The sequence below is a fragment of the Tumidithrix helvetica PCC 7403 genome (assembly GCF_965232925.1).
GTDB lineage: Bacteria > Cyanobacteriota > Cyanobacteriia > Pseudanabaenales > Pseudanabaenaceae > Tumidithrix > Tumidithrix helvetica.
On the sequence record NZ_CBDDRA010000005.1, the window covers coordinates 182,971 to 204,482 of the forward strand.

Below are 21,512 nucleotides of genomic sequence, written 5' to 3' on the forward strand. Positions count from 1 at the left end.
CATCTGTTCGATCGTTCGCTTTTGGAAATTCGTCAAGAATTTGACCTGTTTCCATTTTTCCGATAAATCGATATATGGATTATGACAACTAATCACCATGCAGCCAATATTCAGGTACGACGATTAAAGTCGTGCCCTGACGACGCACGATTACTACCTTTTGCTGCGCTGGAATTGTCAGATCGGGATCTTCGCAACGGGCTTTCCACGAATTACCTTCATACTGTACGCGTCCTGACTCCCCTGCGGGAATGGCTGTGAGCGTTATACCTTCGGTGGCATCTTTGAGTTGATGCGAATCTTTGGGGATAAAGCGGCGAGAATACCAAATCAGACCAGCCGAAGCCAAAATCCACAACCCAATTTGTATTTCTATGGATGGAATGACAAACGCGATCGCTGCCACAAATAAGGCTGCCAGACCCATTGCACCCGCAATTAAAAATGTTGGAATAGGAACGAGCAATTCCACCAACAGCAGGACAACAGAAATTACAAGCCATATTTGGCTAGGCGTCAGGTTCATTCATTTTTAGGATCGGGCGGGACATCAGAAGGCTTACCAATGACGGTATTGGGTTTGAGACTATTGACTTTAATTTTTTCTTGTTTGTGTTTGTCAGAGGGATTGACAGGCGACTTACTTTTGGCAACCTCAACGGGTAGTTTGAGATCGGGAGCAGGATTTGCCGCTGTTGGAGGAACCGTTAGACTAGGGGCAGTTGACAGTAAACCACTGAGTCCATTCACCAAATTGCGAATGTTGTTGCGAAACTTGGGATCGCCCGTGAGTTCGTCTAGATCGGCGGTAATCTTTTGCGCATTGGCAAAGGTTGCCCGAGCAGAGTCTAGGGTCTCTCTAAGCGTTGCGATCGTGGCAGGATTATTCATCTCGCCCGTGAGTTTGCGCAGGTTAGAAGCTGTTTCTGCGGCATTTTCAGAGAGCTTTTGCAGACTTTCCACAAACTTACCATCGGCAAGTAAAGGCTTGGCACTGGCGATCAGCGATCGCGCTTCTCTCGATGCTGCGGCAATCCCATCAAGGGTCTGTGCTAATTTTTCACGGTTGACTTGAATCAAATCATCCGCACTACTAGCCGTAATTGTGACTTGGTCGGCAGCCCGTGCGATCGCAGTAGCCGTATCCCCAAATTTGGAGGCTTGACCTTCAAAGGTGCTAATGGCACGAGTGGCAGTCTCTGATAGCTTTTTAAAACTACGGGCAGTGGCTTCAACGGTTTGTAAGGTACTACTCAGTTTCTCGATCAGCCCCTGTTCGTTAACTTTGCGGAGTGCAAGTGTAGTTTCTCTGAGGGTTTGCGTAAAGTTAACACCGCGTTCCCCCTCGATCGTTTTGCCCTGACAGACAATGACTTGGGCATTACAGTTTTGGGCGATCGGGTCAAAGCCAGAATCGCTACCAATATTTGCCTGGGGGAAAATATCGATGGATGTGCCACCTAACAAACCACTTTGCGTAGTTTCTACCGATGATTGCAGTGGAATTGCTAACTTGGGATTCTCAATCACAACGGTGACTTCAACATTGGCGGATGCGGCGACAATCTTTTGGACTTTACCTACCGCGACTCCACGAAATTTAACGGGGGAGCCGACATCTAAACCACTGGTGTCAGGAAATTTAATTACAAAGCTGAACTGAGGATCGCCGATGCGTAGACCTTTCAGCCAAAAGATGGCACCACCAAATAAAAAGATGCCAACTAAAATCAACAATCCCAATGAGCCGTCGCGTAACGATCTTGACTGCACTACAACTATGCCTCCTTACCCACAATCTGAATTGGTCCTTCCGTACTACCACTAAAAAACTGGCGTATGTGCGGATTATCGGTTGTATCAATTGTACTGATGCTTCCAGAATACCTGATCTCGCCTTTATAGAGCATAATCAGGCGATCGCTGGTGCGGCGAATCGTACTTTCTTGATGGGTGACCACAATAAAACTATCGCAGACCTGCTGTTCTACCTTTAAAGATTTGATCAGATCCTCAATAATGGTCGAGGCTACGGGATCTAGCCCTGCTGTAGGTTCGTCGTAGAGCAGGATCTTTTTGGCGGTGTTGGTCACGGTCGGATCTTCTAAAATGGCACGGGCAAAACTGACCCGTTTGCGCATCCCGCCTGAGAGCTGGCTGGGAAAGCGATCGCAAATATTAGGTAACCCTACCAAGGCTAGTTTCTCCTCGACCAGTTCTAAAATTTGTTTGCGAGACAGGTGCGATCGCTCAAACAAAGAAAAGCCCACATTCTCAGCCACAGTCAATGAGTCAAAAAGGGCTGCCTGCTGAAACACCATGCCAATGTTAACCTCAGCTTCTGCCTCTATAACACCGCGTACAGGCTTGCCATTGAGCAGTACCTCACCCTCGTCAGGCTCCAGTAGCCCACAGATAATGCGCAAGATCGTAGACTTGCCAGTACCTGAGGGACCAATGATTGCGATCGCTTCCCCGGGGTAAACCTTGAGGTCAATACCATCGAGGATGACATTGTTGCCAAAACGTTTATGGATTCCTCTTAGTTCCAATAAGGGAGGTTTTTGCAGCGTGATGCTCGATGAGCTAGTCATAAGCTAAGTGAAAAGCTAAACGAAAAAACTAGGCGAAAAAGCTAAATGAAAAACTCTGTGAACTACAAAAAGATCGCATACCCATAAAACATAGCATGAAGCACATAACCCCACTTACTGCAACGATAGGCAATAATGCTGAGGGGCTTATGAATTCAAGTGCTAAAAAAAGCCTACGTTAGCAGGCTTTATAAAATCGATGAATTTTTAATTTGCGCAGGAAAGCTGTTTTAGACTATTTGTTTTATTCAGTCTAGTGAAAAAACTACTTAGCCAAAGCGACCGCTGACATACTCTTCGGTGGCAGTTTGATTGGGCGAGCTAAAGATCACTGGCGTGCGATCGACTTCTACGAGTTTGCCAGTGCGTTGTCCGCGCTTATCGAGCTCTGTATTAAAAAAGCCTGTTATATCTGATACTCGTGAAGCCTGCTGCATATTGTGGGTAACGATCACAATCGTGAAGCGCTGTTTGAGTTCTGTCATCAGTTCCTCAATTCTCAGCGTAGAAATCGGATCGAGGGCAGAACAGGGCTCATCCATCAAGATCACTTCTGGTTCCACCGCGATCGCACGAGCAATACACAATCTTTGCTGCTGACCGCCAGAAAGAGCGAGTCCACTTTCGCCCAATTTGTTCTTAACTTCATCCCAAATGGCTGCCTGTTTTAGGGATCGTTCGACGAGATCGTCCATATCGCTCTTGCTGCCCTTAAAGCCATTGATGCGGGGACCAAAGGCGATATTTTCATAGATGGATTTTGGAAATGGGTTGGGGCGCTGAAACACCATGCCTATACGTCGGCGCACCGCCACGGCATCAATTTTAGAGTCGTAAAGATCGTGCTTACCAAAGGTGATTTTACCTTCTACTCTAGCACCAGAAATTAAATCGTTTAAGCGATTGAAACAACGTAAAACCGTACTTTTCCCACATCCAGAAGGACCAATAAACGCGGTAATTTGGTTGGTGTTGATTGTTAAGTTGACTCCAGAGACGGCAAGAAAAGAACCGTAATAGACTGCGACGTCATCACATTTGATAATCGCACTTTCTGTAGGATTTGAATTCATGATCGCTTTTGATGATTTTGGGGTTAATTAAGGTTTATCCAGAGATCAAAGCCTTTTACAAGCTGCACAGTTTGGATATCTGTATCTCAGCTATGTACCTTTTGCTTGCTTTCTTATATTCAGTTGGCTGGAGTTTAGTCTCTAGCCGAAATCATTCCTCATATCTAGGTAAACTTAACCATGAAAGTAGTAGAGGTAATTAAAATTGCAAGTAGGGAAAGATGCTTCCTCCGTTTATCCAAATCTGATGAAATTGATGATTTGGGAGGATTGTTTTGTAGGATTAATGGAACTTTTTAGAATAAATTCTTCTCAATTCATAATTATTTTGAATTTACCGTTCACGATAATAATTACATACCCTAACTCTATATTACGCTATTAATCGAAAATTATAGTTATAGGGTAATAGGATGCAGCTCATTTAGAAATATATATCACCTTGGGTACACTTTCGTGAAAAGCTTTTAAAAACCCTAAGACCCTTGCTATAAGATAATTTTGGCGCTAGTAAGCATGCGAGATTAGTATAAAATCTTTGATTTACTGCATAAATATTTAGATTGTTTTGCTACTTTTAATACTGTATTTTTTCCGCCTTAACTTTCCCTTTACCTTTAAGTTGTATTGTAATTTTGTTTGAGCTTTAAAACTTTGGCTTATCTACAAGCTGTTGATTTTAAATGGTTTGAAGTTAACGCAGTGTGGTATTACGCATTGTAGTTTTTTTGAGCAAACACTGTAGCTCATCTAAAAGTATTTCCTTGGAAATATTTTATGTAAGCAACTCCAGAACTATTAAAGGTTTCATCCCATCATCACTATGCGTCCTAGCTTGAAACTATCTCGTCGTAAGGCAATCTATCTATCTCTTGGCGGACTTGGTTTTGCCATGGTATCTTGTACCTCGTCAACTCCTACTGCTACGACCGAAACGAAACCTGCTACCAGCAGTCCTGCTTCTACTACTGCTGCTAACACACCTTCATCTACATCAGCTCAGCTAGCAGGTGGTAAGACCATATCCATCAGTGGTGCTGGTGCTTCATTTCCCGCTCCCCTGTACCAACGTTGGTTTTCAGAATTTAACAAAAAATATCCAAATATCCAAATTAGCTATCAATCTGTAGGTAGCGGCGCTGGAGTCAAGCAGTTTGTGGCTGGCACTGTTGATTTTGGTGCAAGTGACGATGGCATGAAAGAAGCTGAAATTGCTAAAGTTGCCAAGGGCGTAATTCTTGTACCTGCAACAGCAGGTAGCATCGTAATTGCTTATAATTTACCTGACGTTAAGGAACTTAAGCTCAGTCGCGAAGTTTACGTCAATATCTTCTTGGGCAAGATTACGAAGTGGAACGATCCTGCGATCGCTAAGATTAATGAAGGTGCTAAGCTTCCCGATCTACCAATTTCTGTTGTTTACCGTTCCGATGGAAGCGGCACTACTGCAGTATTTTCCAAGCACTTGAGTGCAATTAATGCTGACTGGAAGGGTGGTCCCGGTGAAGGTAAGTCTTTGCAATGGCCAACAGGTACTGGTGCTAAAGGCAATGAGGGTATTGCAGCACAAGTTCAACAAACCGCTGGTGCAATCAGCTACACCGAATATGGCTATGCAGTCAAGAACAACATTGCAATCGCTACGTTAGAGAATAAAGCTGGCAAGTATGTCAAAGCTGATGGAGATACTGCTTCAAAATCTCTCGCTACAGTAGATTTACCCGCTAACTTCTTAGGATTTGTTTCAGATCCAGCAGGTGATACGGCTTATCCAATTGTTACATTCACTTGGATTATGGCTTACAAGAAGTATGACGATCCTGTCAAAGCTGAAGTTATCAAGGCAATGTTGGAATGGGGTTTAACTGACGGACAAAAGTTCAGCAGTGAATTAGGTTATGTGCCTTTACCATCTGAGGTCGTTAGCAAGGTTAAACCTGCTATCGCAACAATTGCCTAATCGGTTGTCGAATGGCAATCTTCTCTGAGACTGTTTTCTGGTTTAGGGCAAAGTTTAGAGATGTAATTCTCGACCTTGCCCTTTTTCTCTTAGATTCTGATTTTGCGATCCATTTAACCTATTACATCAATATTTGAACAATGAGTTCCGAAACTGTAGACATTGAAGTAAAACTGCCGCAACGTTCGGGCGTAGCTCAAGCGCTTGACCAAGGCTTTGTCTGGCTAACTCGAATTTTTGGGATCGGTGTCGCTGTCATCCTGATCTCGATGGTGATTAAGGTAGCGATTGATGCCTCTCCTGCAATTGGCAGGTATGGATTGGGCTTCCTTTTTTCTAGTGACTGGGATGCCACGAGAGATGCCTACGGCGCTTTACCTCAGATTTATGGCACGTTGGTTAGTTCTTTTATTGCTCTGTTAATTGCTGTGCCGATTGGTGTCGGCGTTGCAACTTTTTTGAGTGAAGAGTTTGATTTTCTTCCGAAGAAAGTTCAAGAAGTTCTCGTGTTTTTGGTGGAGCTTTTGGCGGCGATTCCCAGCGTGGTTTACGGGCTGTGGGGTATTTTCGTTTTAATTCCCATCGTTAAACCTTTTGGTGATTTTCTGTATGCCAATTTTAAATGGTTTCCGCTGTTTAGCACACCGCTAAGCGGAACGGGAATGCTCCCAGCCGCGCTTGTTCTGGCAATTATGATTCTGCCGACGATCGCATCGATTTCTCGCGAAGCCATGATCGCTGTCCCCCCAGACTTGCGACAAGCTTCAATGGGTTTAGGCGCTACGAGATGGGAGACGATCCTTCAAATCTTAATACCTGCTTCTTTCTCAGGTATTGTTGGTGCGGTGATGTTAGCCCTTGGTCGAGCTATGGGCGAAACCATGGCAGTAACTATGCTAATTGGCAACTCATCACAAATCAACCTCTCTATTTTGGCTCCTTCCAACTCAATCGCGGCAAAGTTAGCAAACGAGTTTGCCGAGGCGGATGGCTTTCAGGTCTCAGCCTTGATGTATGCTGCGCTGGTTCTATTTGGTTTAACGCTATTGGTCAACATTTTAGCCGAACTGCTAATCATGCGGGTTCAAAAAATAAAGTAACTCTGACAAGCCTTTATTAACCGTAAATAATCTTCCGAATCTCCAGCCCACCGAATCTTTCATTTCATATGAATTCTGAATCTGAAAATATCATTTCAAGTAAAATCCCGATGGGAGCCTTGATACGCAGCGCTTCTGCACCGCGCAACCTTTTTGGCAATCTGATGACCGTGCTTACGGTCAGTTCGGCAGCGATCGCGCTCTTACCCTTAGTAGCCGTGCTCACCTATGTAATCCTCAAAGGCGCGAGTCGATTGGACTGGGGCGTGTTTACCCAACTACCCCCTGCTCCTGGCATCGCTGGAGGTGGCTTAGGCAATGCGATTATAGGGACTTTAGTTATGGTTGCGATCGCAGGATTAATTAGCGTCCCTTTTGGGATAATGGCAGCCATCTTTGTCTCTGAGTTTGGTGGCAAGAAGCCGATTGTTTTTTGGATTCGCTTTGCGACCAACGTTCTGAGCGGCGTGCCATCCATTGTCGTTGGCGTGTTTGCTTACGGCATCATTGTGGTTAAAGGAAATCTTTCTTTTGGGCTAGGCTTCTCTGCTGTGGCAGGCGGTGTAGCATTGTCTGTCTTGATGTTGCCTATTATTGTGCGCACCACCGAAGAAAGTTTGAAACTCGTACCCCAAGAAATTCGCCAAGCTGCCGTGGGAGTCGGGGCAACCAAATTTCAAACCGTATTTTTGGTGGTTTTACCTGCGGCTTTACCCGCGATCGTTACAGGTGCAATGCTCGCCGTAGCAAGAGCGGCAGGAGAAACGGCTCCTTTAATCTTTACTGCGTTATCCAGTCAATACTGGACGACGAATATCTTAGAGAAGACTGCTTCGCTATCCGTACTCGTTTACGATTTTGCTAGAGTTCCCGGAGGTCCTCAGTTTATCAACCAACAGCAACTTGCTTGGGCAGGTGCGCTCGTTTTAGTGGGATTAGTTTTGACAACCAGTATCGTTTCTCGCTTGGCTACAGGTAAGAGAACCTATTAAAAAGTTGTTAACGATTAGCAATTTGCTTTTTGGATCTCCGCGATTAGAATCGGATTGACCAGCTCAGGGGCTTCATCTTGCGGACAATGACCAACATTCGCAATGGCAATGAAGTCCCTCACACAAGAGAACTTTGTAAATTCTCTGCCTAGCGCTATCGGTTCCCAAGGATCTTTTTCTCCCCATAGCACGATCGCACTGCAAGGCAATTTTTCTAACAACTCCTCTGGGGTGGGACCTTGGGAATAGCGCACAAATGCCATAAACACATCCACGGCATGTTTGTCCTGCGCGGGTTTTACCAGAATCTCTACGAGTTCGTCGGTTACGGCTTCGTCACGCACATAGGCTTGCTGGAGAATTTTTCGTACCGTTTGGGGACGTCGCACAAAATCGAAAAAGAATTTGGCGATCGCGCGGTTTCCCAAAATATTTTGCATCACTTTTGCCCCTACCCGTTGCGACCAAGGTAAGGCGATTTGCTTTTGTTCCTGCAAGAGGCGGAGAGAGCAGTTAATCAAAATTGTTTTTGCGACCCATTCGGGGGCGAGGATCGCTGTCTGCATAGCTACCACAGCACCGATGGAGTTCCCAATCAAAATCGCGGGGCTACCCACAACCTCCCGCACAAAATCAGCTACTTGGGCTCCCCAAGTTTCAAAGGTATAGGGCGATCGACTGGGATGGGGTTTCTCAGATGCCCCAAACCCAATCAGATCGATCGCAAATACCCGACTGACCTCAGCCAAAGCGGGTATATTTTTGCGCCAATGTCCTACGGATGCCCCAAACCCATGAATCAAGACAACGGCAGGAGATTCTACACCTCGATCGAGACCCGCTGCACGATAGCAGATTTTGTAATTTCGCCACATCCAAAAGCGATCTGTAAGGGCTTCAGCATTGATTTCGGACAGGGAATTTGGTCGATCGTCGTTCGGTGGGGTTTTCACGTTGAGTTTAATCATAGGTTCGAGGCTGATTTAGCTGCCCTGAGTAATTAGCAATTCCGCAGGGAGTTTCTTGAATGCTAAGCGTTCGTTTTCGATATCTACGAAAATGATGTCGCCATCGACAAACTCACCGCGCAGCATCGACTTGGCAAGCTGCGTTTCGAGTTGACGTTGAATAATCCGCTTGAGCGGACGGGCGCCATATACGGGGTCGTAGCCAACCTCAGCGATGAAATCTAAGGCAGCATCAGAGATTTTAAGGGACATTCTGCGTTCGGTCAGACGTTTCTCTAGGCGTTTGACCTGAAGTTTGACAATTTGGCGCAATTCCTCACGTCGCAAGGCATGGAAGATAATAATCTCATCAATGCGATTGAGAAACTCAGGACGGAAACTGGTACGCATCACCTCCATGACGCGATCGCTCATTTCGTTATATCGGGTGTCATCGCCAGCAATATCCAGAATGAATTGGGAACCAATATTACTGGTCATAATAATCACAGCATTTTTGAAATCTACCGTGCGCCCTTGAGAATCGGTGACGCGACCATCGTCAAGGATTTGCAGCATGATATTAAACACGTCGGGGTGCGCTTTTTCGATTTCATCAAAGAGAATCACCGCATAGGGGCGACGACGAATTGCCTCCGTCAGTTGACCGCCTTCTTCATAACCGACATAGCCTGGAGGGGCTCCCACCAAGCGCGAAACGCTATGTTTCTCCATATATTCTGACATGTCAATCCGAACCATCGCCTCTTCGGTGTCGAACATATAGGCAGCAAGAGCCTTGGCTAGCTCAGTCTTACCTACACCCGTTGGGCCTAAAAAGATAAAGGAAGCGATCGGGCGATTGGGGTCGGCTAACCCCGCACGGGAACGCTGAATCGCATCAGATACCGCAGTTACCGCCTCAGATTGACCGATGACACGCTTATGTAGTTCGTCTTCGAGGTATAGTAGCTTTTCCTTCTCAGATTCCACCAGTTTACTGACAGGGATGCCTGTCCATTTTGAGATGATTTCAGCAATATCTGCTTCCGTAACTTCTTCTCGCAGAAGCGATCGCCCCGAGGTTTGGGTTTCAGTTAAGCGCGCTTCTGCTTCTACCAGTTGACGTTGCAAATCTGTAAGTTTGCCATATTTAAGCTCGGCGGCTCGATTGAGATCGTAATCGCGTTCTGCTTGTTGAATCTCAAGATTAATGTGATCGATCGCTTCTTTAACTTTACGGATATTGTCAATCACACCCTTCTCAGATTGCCACTGCGCCGTCAGGGTAGACTGCTCGGATTTCAGATCGGCTAGTTCCTTGCTGAGCTTCTCTAAGCGTTCCTTCGACTCGGGATCGGTTTCTTTTTTGAGCGAAAGACGTTCCATTTCCAGTTGCAAAATCTTACGGTCAATTTCATCTAGATCCTCAGGTTTGGAGGTGATTTCCATTTTGAGCTTTGCCGCTGCCTCATCCACCAAGTCGATCGCTTTGTCTGGTAAGAAGCGATCGCTGATATAACGCGTCGAGAGCACTGCCGCTGCCACCAAAGCACTGTCAGCAATTCTGACGCCATGATGCACTTCATAACGTTCTTTGAGTCCGCGTAAAATCGACACCGTATCTTCGACACTGGGCTGATCGATAAAAACTTGTTGGAATCGACGTTCTAGTGCTGCATCTTTTTCAATGTATTTGCGATACTCATCTAGGGTGGTTGCGCCAATACAGCGCAGTTCACCCCTTGCTAGCATCGGTTTAAGTAGATTGCCCGCATCCATCGCGCCTTGGGTCGCACCCGCCCCCACGACCGTGTGAATTTCGTCAATAAACAGAACAATTTGTCCTTGTGATTCCATCACTTCTTTGAGCACGGCTTTGAGGCGTTCCTCAAATTCACCTCTGTACTTTGCGCCTGCAATTAAACCGCCCATATCGAGGGCAATCAGTTTGCGATCGCGTAGAGACTCTGGTACATCCCCACTGAGAATTCTTTGGGCAAGTCCTTCGGCGATCGCGGTTTTACCCACCCCCGGCTCGCCAATTAAGACGGGGTTGTTTTTGGTGCGTCTTGACAAAATTTGAATAGTGCGGCGGATTTCATCGTCGCGACCAATCACAGGATCGAGTTTTCCTTCCCTAGCTAACTCGGTCAGATCGCGCCCATATTTCAAGAGCGATTCGTATTTATTTTCTGGTGTTTGGTCGGTCACAGTTTGCTTCCCCCGAATTTGTGTAATCACGTTGCGTAGTTTGGATTCGTCGAGCCCGACTTCTTGCAGTAAAGCCTTGCCAAAGCGATCGTCTTTGCAATAAGCCAATACGAGATGCTCGATCGAAATAAAGTCATCTTTAAAGCTTTTTCGTTCTTGTTCGGCACGGTCTAAGAGGGTATCTAAGCTGCGCCCCAAATAGACTGAAGTGTTGCTACCTGAAACTTTTGCCTGTCGGTTAATAAACTCTTCGGTGCGATCGCGTAATTTTTGGACGCTGACATTGGCTCGATTAAAAATACTGGCAGCCAACCCCTCATCCTCTAGGAGCGATTTCATTAAATGCTCGCTCTCGATTTGTTGCTGCTGCGCAGCTTTAACTAAGTCAGGGGTGCGCACGATCGCTGCCCATGCTTTTTCGGTAAATTGATTTGGGTTGGTTGGCTGCATACTCTACCCTCTGTTTCTAGAATGCGTATATGCAATATCTTATGCTGTCTAGATTTATTCGAGGATCGGTTGAGAGTGCGTGTTGCCGAACCTCTAGGGTAGCCTTAATTGCTGAGCATAATTTAAGATCGGGAATATCGGCAATGTAAACTTCCTACAGGTCTTGCCATGCTTCGTCTTCCTCTGGGCTAAGCCAGTCTTTTGCTAAGGATGATTCGCTCATAATGCTAATCTCTGTTTTTTCTTGTAAGTATTTGGACTTGAGAGATAGTAGAAATTCTAATACTTGCTCTAATAATGGTTCTGGAACTTGCTCAATTTCACGGGCGATCGCTTCTTTGGTGTTCATAGTATCTCCTAATCAAATCAAGGATTGTATTGGGTCGTTTTCAGGTGGATGACGATTGATAGCTATATCTGCAACACGAATGCTAATTAGCCGATCTCGATTACACTCTAAAGCATTGACTGTTGCTCTACCTGTTGGGGTGATTCCCAGTAAATACAGTTTGTCATTAGCCCACGCAAAATGGTCTTGCCAGCGATCGCGACGCGGATTAAAAAGAGCCGTTTCTATGCCTGTATCTGGGTCGATGGCGCTGTTTTTAGTATATTTCTTACGATTGCAATGAAAGCAAGCAAGGGCAAGGTTATCAAGGCTATCTGTCCCACCTTGTGATTTTGGCAGAATATGATCGATTGTGAAGCAAACAAATTGCCATTTTTCTACGGCATGACAGTATTCGCATAAGCCTTCAGCACGTTGACGAATCTGGGCTTTGAGTGTTTCAGGTAAGTTACGCGCCATGTTGAATTTCTGGCAGAGTTTTGTTGGTAGATTCGAGGATAAAGTTGTTGCGAATCATACGATTGACAAAGCTGAGATAATCATCGATCGCGGCATAATCATCTAGTTCTTGTTCTTCTGTTTCTGTGAGTGGGGTTTCTTCGCGTTTGTCGAGTAGGTTCTCGATACGTTCTTGGATGTTATGGGATGCGCGGAATATCATTATTCCATCTTGAAGTTCGAGCGCGATCGCGCCATCTAGTGGAATATTTTTGGATAGTGCGGTAATTGGTGCAATTATTGATGCTGTCATTATGTTTTTCTCGCTAGATAAAGGTTTCAGAAAGCCAAGCTTGAATCTGTGCGATAAGTTGATCGGTAGTTTGTACTTTTGGGAAAGAACGGATATGGATGGAGGAGATCGCTATTTGTCGGCATAGCTGCGCGATCGCTTCAGTTTCCTCTCGGCAATATAAAGCGATCGCTAGTTTTTTCCCTTGTTGCTTTTGCCGTTGATTCAGTTCGTACTCTAGATCGCCGATATCATTCACTCTTGGAAGATTGGAATCAGGGAAATGCTTTTGCAAGCCATTCCAGATTCTTTTTGAAAGTAAATTTCGATCTATTTCGTTTTCAAGATGGGTAATGTTGATAACTAAACAGTGTATTTTGGGATAAGTAGAAAAGCGATCAAGGTATTCTTGTACTGAAGTGCAATCTATCAAATAACTTTCTAGTTTTTGGCAGTCATCAAATTTTCCATTCCAAGCTTCATAAACTAGCGGATATTTCATATCTTTCATAAAAAATAATAAAATACTCCACAAATCCTCATAACAATTATGATTTTTATTAAACGAATTTTTTTCTTCGTTCTCATTACCAAGAATCATAAATAACTGAATTATTTTTTCTTTAACCAAAGATATGACTTCAAAATAATTTTTTGGAATAACTATAATTTTTAAAATATCAATATAATTACTATAATTTTTATCTACGAAACTTCCCCATACATCCGCACCCCTAATTGAGATCAAATCAATTATTGAATTAACTATTTCAATATTTCCGATTCCAACTCTTACGATCTTATTTAGAATTGCAGTTTCCACGAACAACGCATAGGAAGAAGTGTCAACTTCATTTTCCTCATAAGATCGATAGATTTTATAAAGCAGATCCATTATTCTGGTTGGTTCACTTGGCAAAGGTATTTGAGATGCATTTCTATGTATGGAATCTACTGTATCGATCAAATTTTGCCCGCATTTAATAAAATGCTCTGAAAGAGCACTAACTATTTCCTTGATTTTATTCTCGGTACGTTTTACATAAAGCTGTGCTTCTGGGATATTGAATTTCTTGTCAACTACATATTGAGCAGTGGCTCTCCTGAACCTATCTGTTGTCAATGTTTCGGATGTGATGATTTCAGTTAGGATATCTATAGATATTTTGTTGTTAGGATCGATTTCAAGTAGAGTTTTTGCTAGATCGCATTTTTTACGTATTTTTTCTTCTTTCGCAAGGATTATTTCGATACACTTCACTAAATGAATTGATTTCGATTGTTGAATTATCCGAATTCCATCCCTTGCAATATCATTACTTAAAACCCATATTTTATTTTTATTTTCAAAGCTTACTTTAGGCTCATAAAACAGAAATTCTATTACATGATTACAAATTTCATCGATATTTTCAATATTGTTATACTCCGCTAATAGTGTTATATAAAGAAACTTTGCCTTCCATGTAAAGCTCGTTATACATCCACTTCTAAAACTTGATAGTGAGCTAAAAAATAGTTTTTTTTGAACACAATCTATATTTAATCTACCTATCCATATTATTATTACGTCTCTCCAAATCTCGTCAAAAATTCGATATTTTCTATATTCTCCAAAATTATCTTTTAATGGTTTATCGATGTGCTCTTTCGGTAAAAAGAAATCCCAATCATTGATCGCTAAAGCAGCAAAATACTCTTTAAATGAATCATGAAGAAAATCATAAAGTTCTTCATGCTCATCTATTGGCTTTAGCCATCCGAGTCCGAGAGCTTTTTCAAGCCTGTCACCTAACTTTTCCTTGACTTCAATATCCGTTAATTGACCTTGAGTATCTATTGCTTTTATTGCCAACTCTCCTAAAGACTTAACTAAATCCGCATCAAATCGATCTTTTGTAATCTTCCGTTTGTACAGTCTTTTAATAAATTGATCGAATAATTCTGCTTTAGTTGTAGCAAAAGCAAAATTTAATTCGGATTTTTCATAAATGGAGCAAAGCAATGATAGGTAAAGTGGATATTTAATTAGGTCGTTAATGCGATGTCTAGTAGCTTGTTGAAGTTCTAACTTGAGAAGGTTCGCAGATTCTGAATCATCACCAAACCAAGCATCTATAAAATTACTAGGCTGATCAGAATTATAGCCAAGACATTCATAAATATCATATTCAAAAATTTCAAAATCTGTTTTATCTGAATCCCATCGACTTTTACGACAAGTTAAAGCTATTTTGGGCTTATTTATCCATTCATCAAACTGCCCAATAACGCTATATATTCTGTCAGGTATATCTTCAAGCCCATCTAATAGTAACCAAACACAACTATCCCTAAGCTTGTTCTCAAATTCTTGTTTCCATTCATTATTGGATACTTCAGAACCTTTGAGCCAATCATCCAAAATGTATTCCCAGATGGATATCTTTCTATCTCTAACTTCTTTTAATGAAATCCAAATCACAGTATTTTCGGGCTGTTTGAGCAGTGCAAACCCAATTTGCAATAGAAGTGTAGTTTTCCCCGATCCAGTTTCACCAATAATTGCTAATTTTTGCCCTTTTTCCTTAGAACTTGTACCTGCCGAACCACGATGAATAATCTTATCGAGAAAATCTTGTTGGCATTCAAATTTTTGAGTAATTTCATACCGTTCAACTTGCGGATTTTGTTGTCGATCGGTATTTTTAGCTTGCGGATCTTCCTTCTTTAATTTTTTCCATAACCCCAAAGGAACAAATGTTCGATCGATGTTGTCGAAATTTAGGCGATTATTCCCTATAAACAGATCGATATTCCGCTTCCTCCAATGCTCTAACTTGTCATAACAAATTTCATGCCAATTCTGGCTAGTCTGTTGATGTCTAGAGCTATTTCCATACTCTTTTTTTTGTTCTTCGATCCATTGAATATATTGATTTTTTAGCCAAGCACCCAAAATATTTTTTTTGTCATTTACATTTTTGGGATTTTTAAGTTCAGAACATTCTTTTCCCGCACTAGCATATACAGCAGTCATTTGCTTTGCGTAATTTCCTTTGTCACAGGAATAAATACGAGGATGATTTTTTTGAGCTTCCTCAGATCTTAGCCATTCAATAAACTCATCATCCGTAATGTTTAGATTTTCCAGAGTAAAACGAGCCTCAAAGAAATTTTTGGGCTGTTTATCTATCCCCAGCCTTACAGCTATGGTCTGGAGAAAATCATTCCAACGTTTTATTTCTGTCATTGTTTGGACTAGAAAATGATCTAGGCAAAAACTATACCTAGTCTAACTACATACTCAAATAATCGCCAACTGGAAAAATTGTTCTAGTTAACTAGACTTTTTCTGGGATTGTTACACATAGGGGAATACAGCAATATGAATTGCATAAAGATTACGAACAAAAAGTCATGCAAGTATTTCAAAGTAGCTACCTGCCAAATTTCAAGCCAATCCCTATCGAACAATGCAAACCCAAGCGATCGCGTCATCGTTTACCACGACCCAAATCAAGCAAGTCAACCAAAGGCATGCAGCTAGAAATTATTTGGAAAGACTAGGGGAAACTACCATGCACCAAAACAGCGCCGATATCAAAGATCTCTATCAACTGCTCGCTCAAGCCGAAACCATGATCGATAAATACAATCTGCCACCTGAGCTATTTCTAGAAAGATTAGGAATCCTTCAACCCCAATTAGAAACAGAGATTGTATTTGGGAAGTCAGGAGGTCGCTTTCTTCTATTCAAAACTCTCGAAGAAGCCAAAGAACGCATCATCATCAAATGTCCTTGGGCAAGCAATTACGGCATCGATAACGATTTAATGTTGCGACTCAACTACGCCCTCGATCGCGACGTACAAATCAATATTGGTTGGGGCTATCAATACGACATCGGTAATGTCATCAAGCAAGACAGCCATGGTAACTTCACATTCTCCCGCGAGGGACAACATCGCTATAGTGCCATGAACAAACTCTTTCAGTTGCAAAAGAGATATCCCGATCGCTTGCAGCTAAAGCTCACAGGCGGACATAGCAAGTATTTTGTCTGCGATCGTAAATTTGCCTATGTTGGCAGTCATAACGTCCTCAGTTCCACCATTCCCAATCTCAAAGCTTCCTATCCTGACATTCAAGGCGATGAAACTGGAACAATTCACCGCAGTTCCCATGAAATCCAGAGGTTAATCTTGCGCTATGACAATGCTCCCGATCTCAGCCATGAAATATGCGATCGAGCCACCAGTGCTTAGAGGTGTTCCTCGCTTGGTTCCAGAATAACTTTAAACTTCACGATCGACTTCTTATTGTTGTTTCTGTTTGATTTGCACTGTTAACTGCAATCCCAATGCACATAGCCACTCCGCCAACTCATACACAACCTGAGATTTATTATTCGCGCCAAAATCTTTTACCCATTGGCGATCGCTTTCATCTCCCATTGCCAAAGCCACATCATCAAGTGCCGCAGGTAATAACTCAGGCTCAGGATTTTCTTCCTCCAAAATTGCTGTGATATAGCCAGCCGCTCTTTCAGGATCTTGGAGAGAGTTAATTAGATGCTCTTGATAATCTCTACTCGTTGGAGCTTTCACGCATTGCATAATCTTTCCAACATTCCTTAGCGAGTATTACTTAGTTGTTACAGTTAACTGTAATCCCAACCCATTCAACCACTCAGCCAACTCGTACACAGCCTGAGATTTATTATTCGCGCTAAAATCTTTCACCCATTGGCAATCCTTCTCATTTCCCAATGCTGCCGCAACGTGACTTAAACATAGAGGCAATAACTCAGGCTCAGGATCTTTTTCTTCCAAAATGGCAGTAACATAAGCTGCGGCTTCTTCAGGATCTTTGAGTGAATCAATTAAAAAGACTTCGTAACTTTTAGAAACCTGTGCCTTTACGCTTTGCATAGTCCCTCCAATAAGACTTAGCCGTTTGAATATCTCGATCTTGAGAGCTTTTATCACCACCACACAATAACAGTATAACTCTAGCCCCAACCTGCCCAAAATATATGCGGTAACCGCCGCCATAATTGATTCTAAGTTCATATACCCCCTCACCCACGAACTTAGAATCGCCAAAGTTCCCTAGCGATAAACGTGCTAACCTTGCTTGAACTTTAACCCTTGCCGTGCGATCGCGAAGTCCCTCGAGCCACTCATCAAAAGGATAATTGCCATTTGCATCTTGATAAAGCTCGACTTTTCTAGGTTGTGACTCCATACATCAGTTCCGTAGGATTGGTTTCTTATCTCAATCCAACCTGCAAAACAAAGACTTGTTAATTATTGGCACTTGAACTGATATTTTTAAAATACCCCCTTAACCAGCAGAAAACAATGGAAATATTAGCAGGCTACCCGTCGCTCCTTACAGATGGGAAAGCCACAACCGAAAAGGCTTTACAGTTGTTTGACACTTTAGAACCTGTAAATCTAGACTTTATGCTCGGTCGTTGGCAAGGTTCTGGACTGCATACATCTCATCCAATGGATGGCTTACTGGAAGCATCCAATTGGTATGGAAAGGAATTTATCGATCCTGAGAACGTGCATCCATTATTGTTTTTAGATGGACAGGGAAAGGTAATTAAAGTTGCACCCAATCCCACTGCGATGAATTGGGTATTGAAAATGCCGTTTCTCAAAAACGACTTTCTAAAACCTTTACTTACGCTGACAAATTCCCTCCTAAAGACAGAAAGAAGTCAAGCCAGACTGCGAATGATGGAATATCGCGGGAAAGTCAGTGCCACGATGCTCTACGATTATTTACCGATCGCTGACTCGTTTAGAAAAGTGGATAAAAACACTGTATTGGGAATTATGGATTTTAAAAACTTACCCCAACCCTTCTTTTTTGTTCTCAAGCGATACTCTGTATAATAAGGGCATTTTTAGGCGGGAGATACCTATTATAAGCCTTACCTAGTTCTTGTAAATATTCGACTCGACAAATCAGTATGCAATCAGAGAGATACAATAGGCTGGATTTTCTCTATGCAACTGCATGATAAAAGTATATCTAGACACGAGTGCTTATAATCGCCCATTCGACGATCAAACCCAGCCCAAAATCTTCCTAGAACTGCAAGCAGTCGTGATAATTTTACAAATGGTAGAGACAGGGATCGTCGATTTAGTCAGTTCTTCAGTACTAGAATACGAAAATAGTCGCAATCCCTATCCCATCAAGCAAGAAGCCATGAATCGCTATCTTCAGATGGCTAGTGCGAGACAAATAGTAGATGAAGCCATCCGACAAAGAGCCGAGCAATTAGAGCATAATGGACTCAAAGCAGTTGATGCATTGCACGTTGCTTGTGCTGAAGCAATCAGTAGTGACTATCTCGTCACTTGTGATAAGCGGCTGATTAATCGGTGTTCGAGTCTGGCGTTGAAAGTGATAAACCCAGTCGATTTTGTTTTGGAGATAAACAATGACGATCCAAGTGAAAAATGAACAACAAGTTTTACAGGAAGGATTCCGTATTCTGTTAGCTAATATGGAACCATCGAAGGTTGGGCGATTCTGGTCGGCTTGTAATTTTGGAAGTGGAGATTATCTAAAACTTAAAGATGAGCTTTTTGGGCAAGAATCGGTAGCAACTTTATATTCCAAAGTCTTAGAGTTTCAGAACTCGAAGCTCAACATATAGAAACGAGCAAGAACAGATTCGCTAATTGCCTGTTACCGCACAAACGGTTATTCTCCAGTTGAGCTATCGACTTGTCCTTGCACTTTCTCTAAAAAGCTCTCTAACTGGGCAAACGTACCTGCATAGGTCGTGGTCGCCGCATCATAGCCCTTGAGCATAACGGAATGCTGCTGAAAAGGTAATAGAGCCATTGCTTGGGGAGATTGCTCGAAAGTCGTTTCACCCAAGGCAATATCTAAACCCAATTCCTTCGTAGCAGATTCCAACCGAAACGCAGCGTTTACCGTATCGCCGAGGGCAGTGTACTCTGGGCGATCGCCTGCACCCATTTGTCCCACAATCGCATTGCCCGTATTCACTCCCGCCCCAAAACGCAAAGGAAAAGGCAGATCGAATTGGTGGTTTAGCTGATCGCTGACCTTATAGAGCGCGTGAAGTGCTTGAAACACGCGCAACATTTCTTGGGGTACGACCTTGTCAGTGCCGCGTATGGTGTTATGCACCCAGACCGCCATCACAGCATCGCCAATATATTTATCTACTCCACTGCCATACTGCTTAATAATTTGCCCTGCTTTACCGAACCAAGTTCCAATCACCTGCGAAAGTACTTGTTCCTCTAATTGGCGCGTTAATTTAGTGAAATTGCGAATATCGATCACCAGCACAGAGATCATGCGGCGTTGGTGCAGCATAATCGTCGATCGCTGTTTTGCCCCCGCCGTAACATCGGGTGAGGGGCGATTGGGAGGGCAGACCAATTCCATATCAGTCATGCCCAGCGTGATCCGATCGCCACTTTGCAACACAATGGGAATACTGACGCGGCGATCGTTCACAAACGAGCCATTCAGGCTTCCCAGATCGATTAAGTAAAAATTGCCCGACTCCATAATTTGGATGACGGCATGGTTTCGCGAAGCCCATTTGTCTTTTAAAACTACGGTGTTTTCTTCGCCTCTTCCAAATGTCCATGAGGTAGCATTGACGAGTGGAAATGTTAGATCGCCATCCGCATAGTGAATTTTTAGGTGAGGCTGTGAGGAAAGTTCCATAGGTTAAAGTTCACAATTGCTTGCTCAACCCCATGTGCGCATTCTAAATACTCAATCCAGATTGCAAACTTTGCGATCGGGATCTGGCTAACACATCTGAGTCGATCGACTCAGCATTACAAGTGTAACGGTCAAATTTAGGTACGAGGGTATTGTAACAAGATACCCACAATTTACTCTTGAGGTGTAATCTTATGCAGAAATTGCGCTAAATCTTCAAACGTACCTGCATAGGTCAAGGTGGGATTGTCATATCCCTTGAGGTTAACAATTTGCTGTTTAAAGGGAAGCAAAACTGCCGCATAGGGCGTGTGGGCATAGGTTTTCTCACCCAAGGCGACATCTAAGCCTAGTTCTTTGGTGGCAGACTCTAAACGAAAAGCTGCATTTACCGTATCGCCGAGTGCCGTATAGTCAGGGTGTTCGCTGGTTCCCATCTGCCCCACCATGGCATAGCCTGTATTCATGCCTGCTCCTACGCGTAGGGTAAAGGGTAGGTCAAATTCACTATTGAGCTGATTGCTCATGTCAAACAACGCATGCAGTGCCTGAAAGGCTTTAAGCATTTCTTTGGTAGGTACTTGATCGGTTCCAGGGCTTGTGGTGTGAATCCAAACTGCCATCACAGCATCGCCGATGTACTTATCTACCCAACTGCCGTAGTGGTTGATAATTTCCCCTGCTTTACGAAACCATGTCCCGATTACTTCCGACAGGATATGTTCGTCTAACTGCTGGGTTAACTTTGTGAAATTGCGAATATCAATTACTACCACTGTGATCAAGCGGCGGCTGTGCAGCATCACGGTGTCAGTATTTTGCTCTTGAACCAGCCCATCTTCGTTGGGTGCTGTATTGGTTTCAGGGCAAAAAAATTCGAGATTGGTTTCCCCTAGTGTGATCCGATCGCCATTTTTTAAACTTACAGGGATGGTCACCCGCCGCCCATTCAAAAACGAACCGTTACGACTACCCAGATCGATCAGGTAGTAAGATCCTTGCCCAATAATTTGCACCATGGCATGACTGCGTGAGGCACATTTGTCTGATAGAGGAATATCATTTTCGCGATCGCGTCCTAATTTCCACGCACTAGCGTTTACTAGTGGGATGTGCTTAATACCACGAGCACCGTGCAACGCGAGATAGGGTTGTGTCTGTAAAGCTGCTTCCGTATCATTCACGAATCTCTCTATCCCCTCAATTAATCTCTAGGCAACCTACCAATACTGCAAGTGATTAAGAAACATAGCTAACTTTTTTGACAAGTAGCTAAAGCTTTAAGAATAGCCTTAAACATGAATTTTCTCTAAAACCCAGATTTCTCACGGCAATAATAGATCGCTGAGAATTTGAGTAAGAGCGACCCTATTATCTTAGCTGT

Annotated in this window: 21 protein-coding genes; 6 read left to right on the forward strand and 15 right to left on the reverse strand. The window is 43.2% G+C overall.

Annotated elements, in window-relative coordinates:
* Positions 1-88: 88 nt before the first annotated feature.
* The 4 genes from ACP2WE_RS06775 to pstB form a co-directional block, all read right to left on the reverse strand.
* On the reverse strand, positions 89-526 hold the full coding sequence (locus tag ACP2WE_RS06775; protein WP_425214827.1) for an NfeD family protein: 438 nt from the start codon (positions 524-526) through the stop codon (positions 89-91).
* Positions 523-1,773: an MlaD family protein gene (locus ACP2WE_RS06780; protein ID WP_425214828.1), complete on the reverse strand. Its 1,251-nt coding sequence runs from the start codon at positions 1,771-1,773 to the stop codon at positions 523-525. Before ACP2WE_RS06780 ends, ACP2WE_RS06775 begins: the two co-directional genes overlap by 4 nt.
* 5 nt (positions 1,774-1,778) lie before the next feature.
* Positions 1,779-2,594 (reverse strand): ABC transporter ATP-binding protein, encoded by an 816-nt coding sequence (locus tag ACP2WE_RS06785; protein WP_425214829.1) that lies wholly within the window; start codon positions 2,592-2,594, stop codon positions 1,779-1,781.
* 269 nt (positions 2,595-2,863) lie between these two features.
* Positions 2,864-3,667 (reverse strand): phosphate ABC transporter ATP-binding protein PstB, encoded by an 804-nt coding sequence (pstB, locus tag ACP2WE_RS06790; protein WP_425214830.1) that lies wholly within the window; start codon positions 3,665-3,667, stop codon positions 2,864-2,866.
* A gap of 823 nt (positions 3,668-4,490) precedes the next feature.
* On the opposite strand from pstB, the gene pstS reads away from it, so the two are divergent.
* From pstS to pstA, 3 genes are all read left to right on the forward strand, one after another.
* On the forward strand, positions 4,491-5,627 hold the full coding sequence (pstS, locus tag ACP2WE_RS06795) for a phosphate ABC transporter substrate-binding protein PstS (RefSeq protein WP_425214831.1): 1,137 nt from the start codon (positions 4,491-4,493) through the stop codon (positions 5,625-5,627).
* A gap of 140 nt (positions 5,628-5,767) precedes the next feature.
* Positions 5,768-6,727, forward strand: coding sequence for a phosphate ABC transporter permease subunit PstC (pstC, locus tag ACP2WE_RS06800; protein WP_425214832.1), 960 nt, complete (start codon positions 5,768-5,770; stop codon positions 6,725-6,727).
* A gap of 68 nt (positions 6,728-6,795) precedes the next feature.
* Complete coding sequence (gene pstA / locus ACP2WE_RS06805) at positions 6,796-7,719, forward strand: phosphate ABC transporter permease PstA (protein WP_425214833.1); 924 nt, start codon at positions 6,796-6,798, stop codon at positions 7,717-7,719.
* A gap of 14 nt (positions 7,720-7,733) precedes the next feature.
* Here the strand turns inward: pstA and ACP2WE_RS06810 are convergent, their stop codons facing one another.
* From ACP2WE_RS06810 to ACP2WE_RS06835, 6 genes are all read right to left on the reverse strand, one after another.
* Positions 7,734-8,636, reverse strand: coding sequence for an alpha/beta fold hydrolase (locus ACP2WE_RS06810; RefSeq protein WP_425214893.1), 903 nt, complete (start codon positions 8,634-8,636; stop codon positions 7,734-7,736).
* 66 nt (positions 8,637-8,702) lie between these two features.
* The gene (gene clpB, locus ACP2WE_RS06815; protein ID WP_425214834.1) at positions 8,703-11,330 is read right to left on the reverse strand and encodes an ATP-dependent chaperone ClpB; all 2,628 of its coding nucleotides are present in this window, start codon (positions 11,328-11,330) and stop codon (positions 8,703-8,705) included.
* A gap of 154 nt (positions 11,331-11,484) precedes the next feature.
* Positions 11,485-11,679 carry a hypothetical protein gene (locus ACP2WE_RS06820; protein WP_330485664.1) on the reverse strand — a complete coding sequence of 65 codons (195 nt, stop codon included), beginning with the start codon at positions 11,677-11,679 and terminating at the stop codon, positions 11,485-11,487.
* A 12-nt stretch (positions 11,680-11,691) separates the two neighbouring features.
* The gene (locus ACP2WE_RS06825) at positions 11,692-12,138 is read right to left on the reverse strand and encodes an HNH endonuclease (RefSeq protein WP_425214835.1); all 447 of its coding nucleotides are present in this window, start codon (positions 12,136-12,138) and stop codon (positions 11,692-11,694) included.
* Positions 12,128-12,430: a hypothetical protein gene (locus ACP2WE_RS06830; RefSeq protein ID WP_425214836.1), complete on the reverse strand. Its 303-nt coding sequence runs from the start codon at positions 12,428-12,430 to the stop codon at positions 12,128-12,130. Before ACP2WE_RS06830 ends, ACP2WE_RS06825 begins: the two co-directional genes overlap by 11 nt.
* A gap of 13 nt (positions 12,431-12,443) precedes the next feature.
* Positions 12,444-15,641 (reverse strand): NACHT domain-containing protein, encoded by a 3,198-nt coding sequence (locus ACP2WE_RS06835; protein WP_425214837.1) that lies wholly within the window; start codon positions 15,639-15,641, stop codon positions 12,444-12,446.
* 328 nt (positions 15,642-15,969) lie between these two features.
* On the opposite strand from ACP2WE_RS06835, the gene ACP2WE_RS06840 reads away from it, so the two are divergent.
* Positions 15,970-16,656, forward strand: coding sequence for a phospholipase D-like domain-containing protein (locus ACP2WE_RS06840; protein WP_425214838.1), 687 nt, complete (start codon positions 15,970-15,972; stop codon positions 16,654-16,656).
* Positions 16,657-16,707: 51 nt separating this feature from the next.
* Here ACP2WE_RS06840 and ACP2WE_RS06845 read toward each other — a convergent pair whose 3' ends face one another.
* Genes ACP2WE_RS06845 through ACP2WE_RS06855 form a run of 3 tightly spaced genes read right to left on the reverse strand, consistent with a single transcriptional unit; the run spans position 16,708 to position 17,638 of the window.
* Positions 16,708-17,007, reverse strand: coding sequence for a hypothetical protein (locus ACP2WE_RS06845; RefSeq protein ID WP_425214839.1), 300 nt, complete (start codon positions 17,005-17,007; stop codon positions 16,708-16,710).
* A gap of 27 nt (positions 17,008-17,034) precedes the next feature.
* Positions 17,035-17,322: a helix-turn-helix domain-containing transcriptional regulator gene (locus tag ACP2WE_RS06850; protein WP_425214840.1), complete on the reverse strand. Its 288-nt coding sequence runs from the start codon at positions 17,320-17,322 to the stop codon at positions 17,035-17,037.
* The gene (locus tag ACP2WE_RS06855; RefSeq protein WP_425214841.1) at positions 17,294-17,638 is read right to left on the reverse strand and encodes a type II toxin-antitoxin system RelE/ParE family toxin; all 345 of its coding nucleotides are present in this window, start codon (positions 17,636-17,638) and stop codon (positions 17,294-17,296) included. The genes ACP2WE_RS06850 and ACP2WE_RS06855 overlap by 29 nt, the downstream gene beginning before the upstream one ends.
* A gap of 116 nt (positions 17,639-17,754) precedes the next feature.
* Here ACP2WE_RS06855 and ACP2WE_RS06860 point away from each other — a divergent pair, with 116 nt between their 5' ends.
* Together ACP2WE_RS06860 and ACP2WE_RS06865 are read left to right on the forward strand one after the other, a co-directional pair.
* The gene (locus tag ACP2WE_RS06860; RefSeq protein WP_425214842.1) at positions 17,755-18,300 is read left to right on the forward strand and encodes a DUF4334 domain-containing protein; all 546 of its coding nucleotides are present in this window, start codon (positions 17,755-17,757) and stop codon (positions 18,298-18,300) included.
* Positions 18,301-18,424: 124 nt separating this feature from the next.
* On the forward strand, positions 18,425-18,877 hold the full coding sequence (locus ACP2WE_RS06865; RefSeq protein ID WP_425214843.1) for a PIN domain-containing protein: 453 nt from the start codon (positions 18,425-18,427) through the stop codon (positions 18,875-18,877).
* Positions 18,878-19,120: 243 nt separating this feature from the next.
* Here ACP2WE_RS06865 and ACP2WE_RS06870 read toward each other — a convergent pair whose 3' ends face one another.
* Entirely contained in the window at positions 19,121-20,128 is a 1,008-nt protein-coding gene (locus tag ACP2WE_RS06870) for an FHA domain-containing protein (protein ID WP_425214844.1), read from the reverse strand.
* Between the two features lie 173 nt (positions 20,129-20,301).
* Positions 20,302-21,312, reverse strand: coding sequence for an adenylate/guanylate cyclase domain-containing protein (locus ACP2WE_RS06875; RefSeq protein ID WP_425214845.1), 1,011 nt, complete (start codon positions 21,310-21,312; stop codon positions 20,302-20,304).
* Positions 21,313-21,512: the final 200 nt, after the last annotated feature.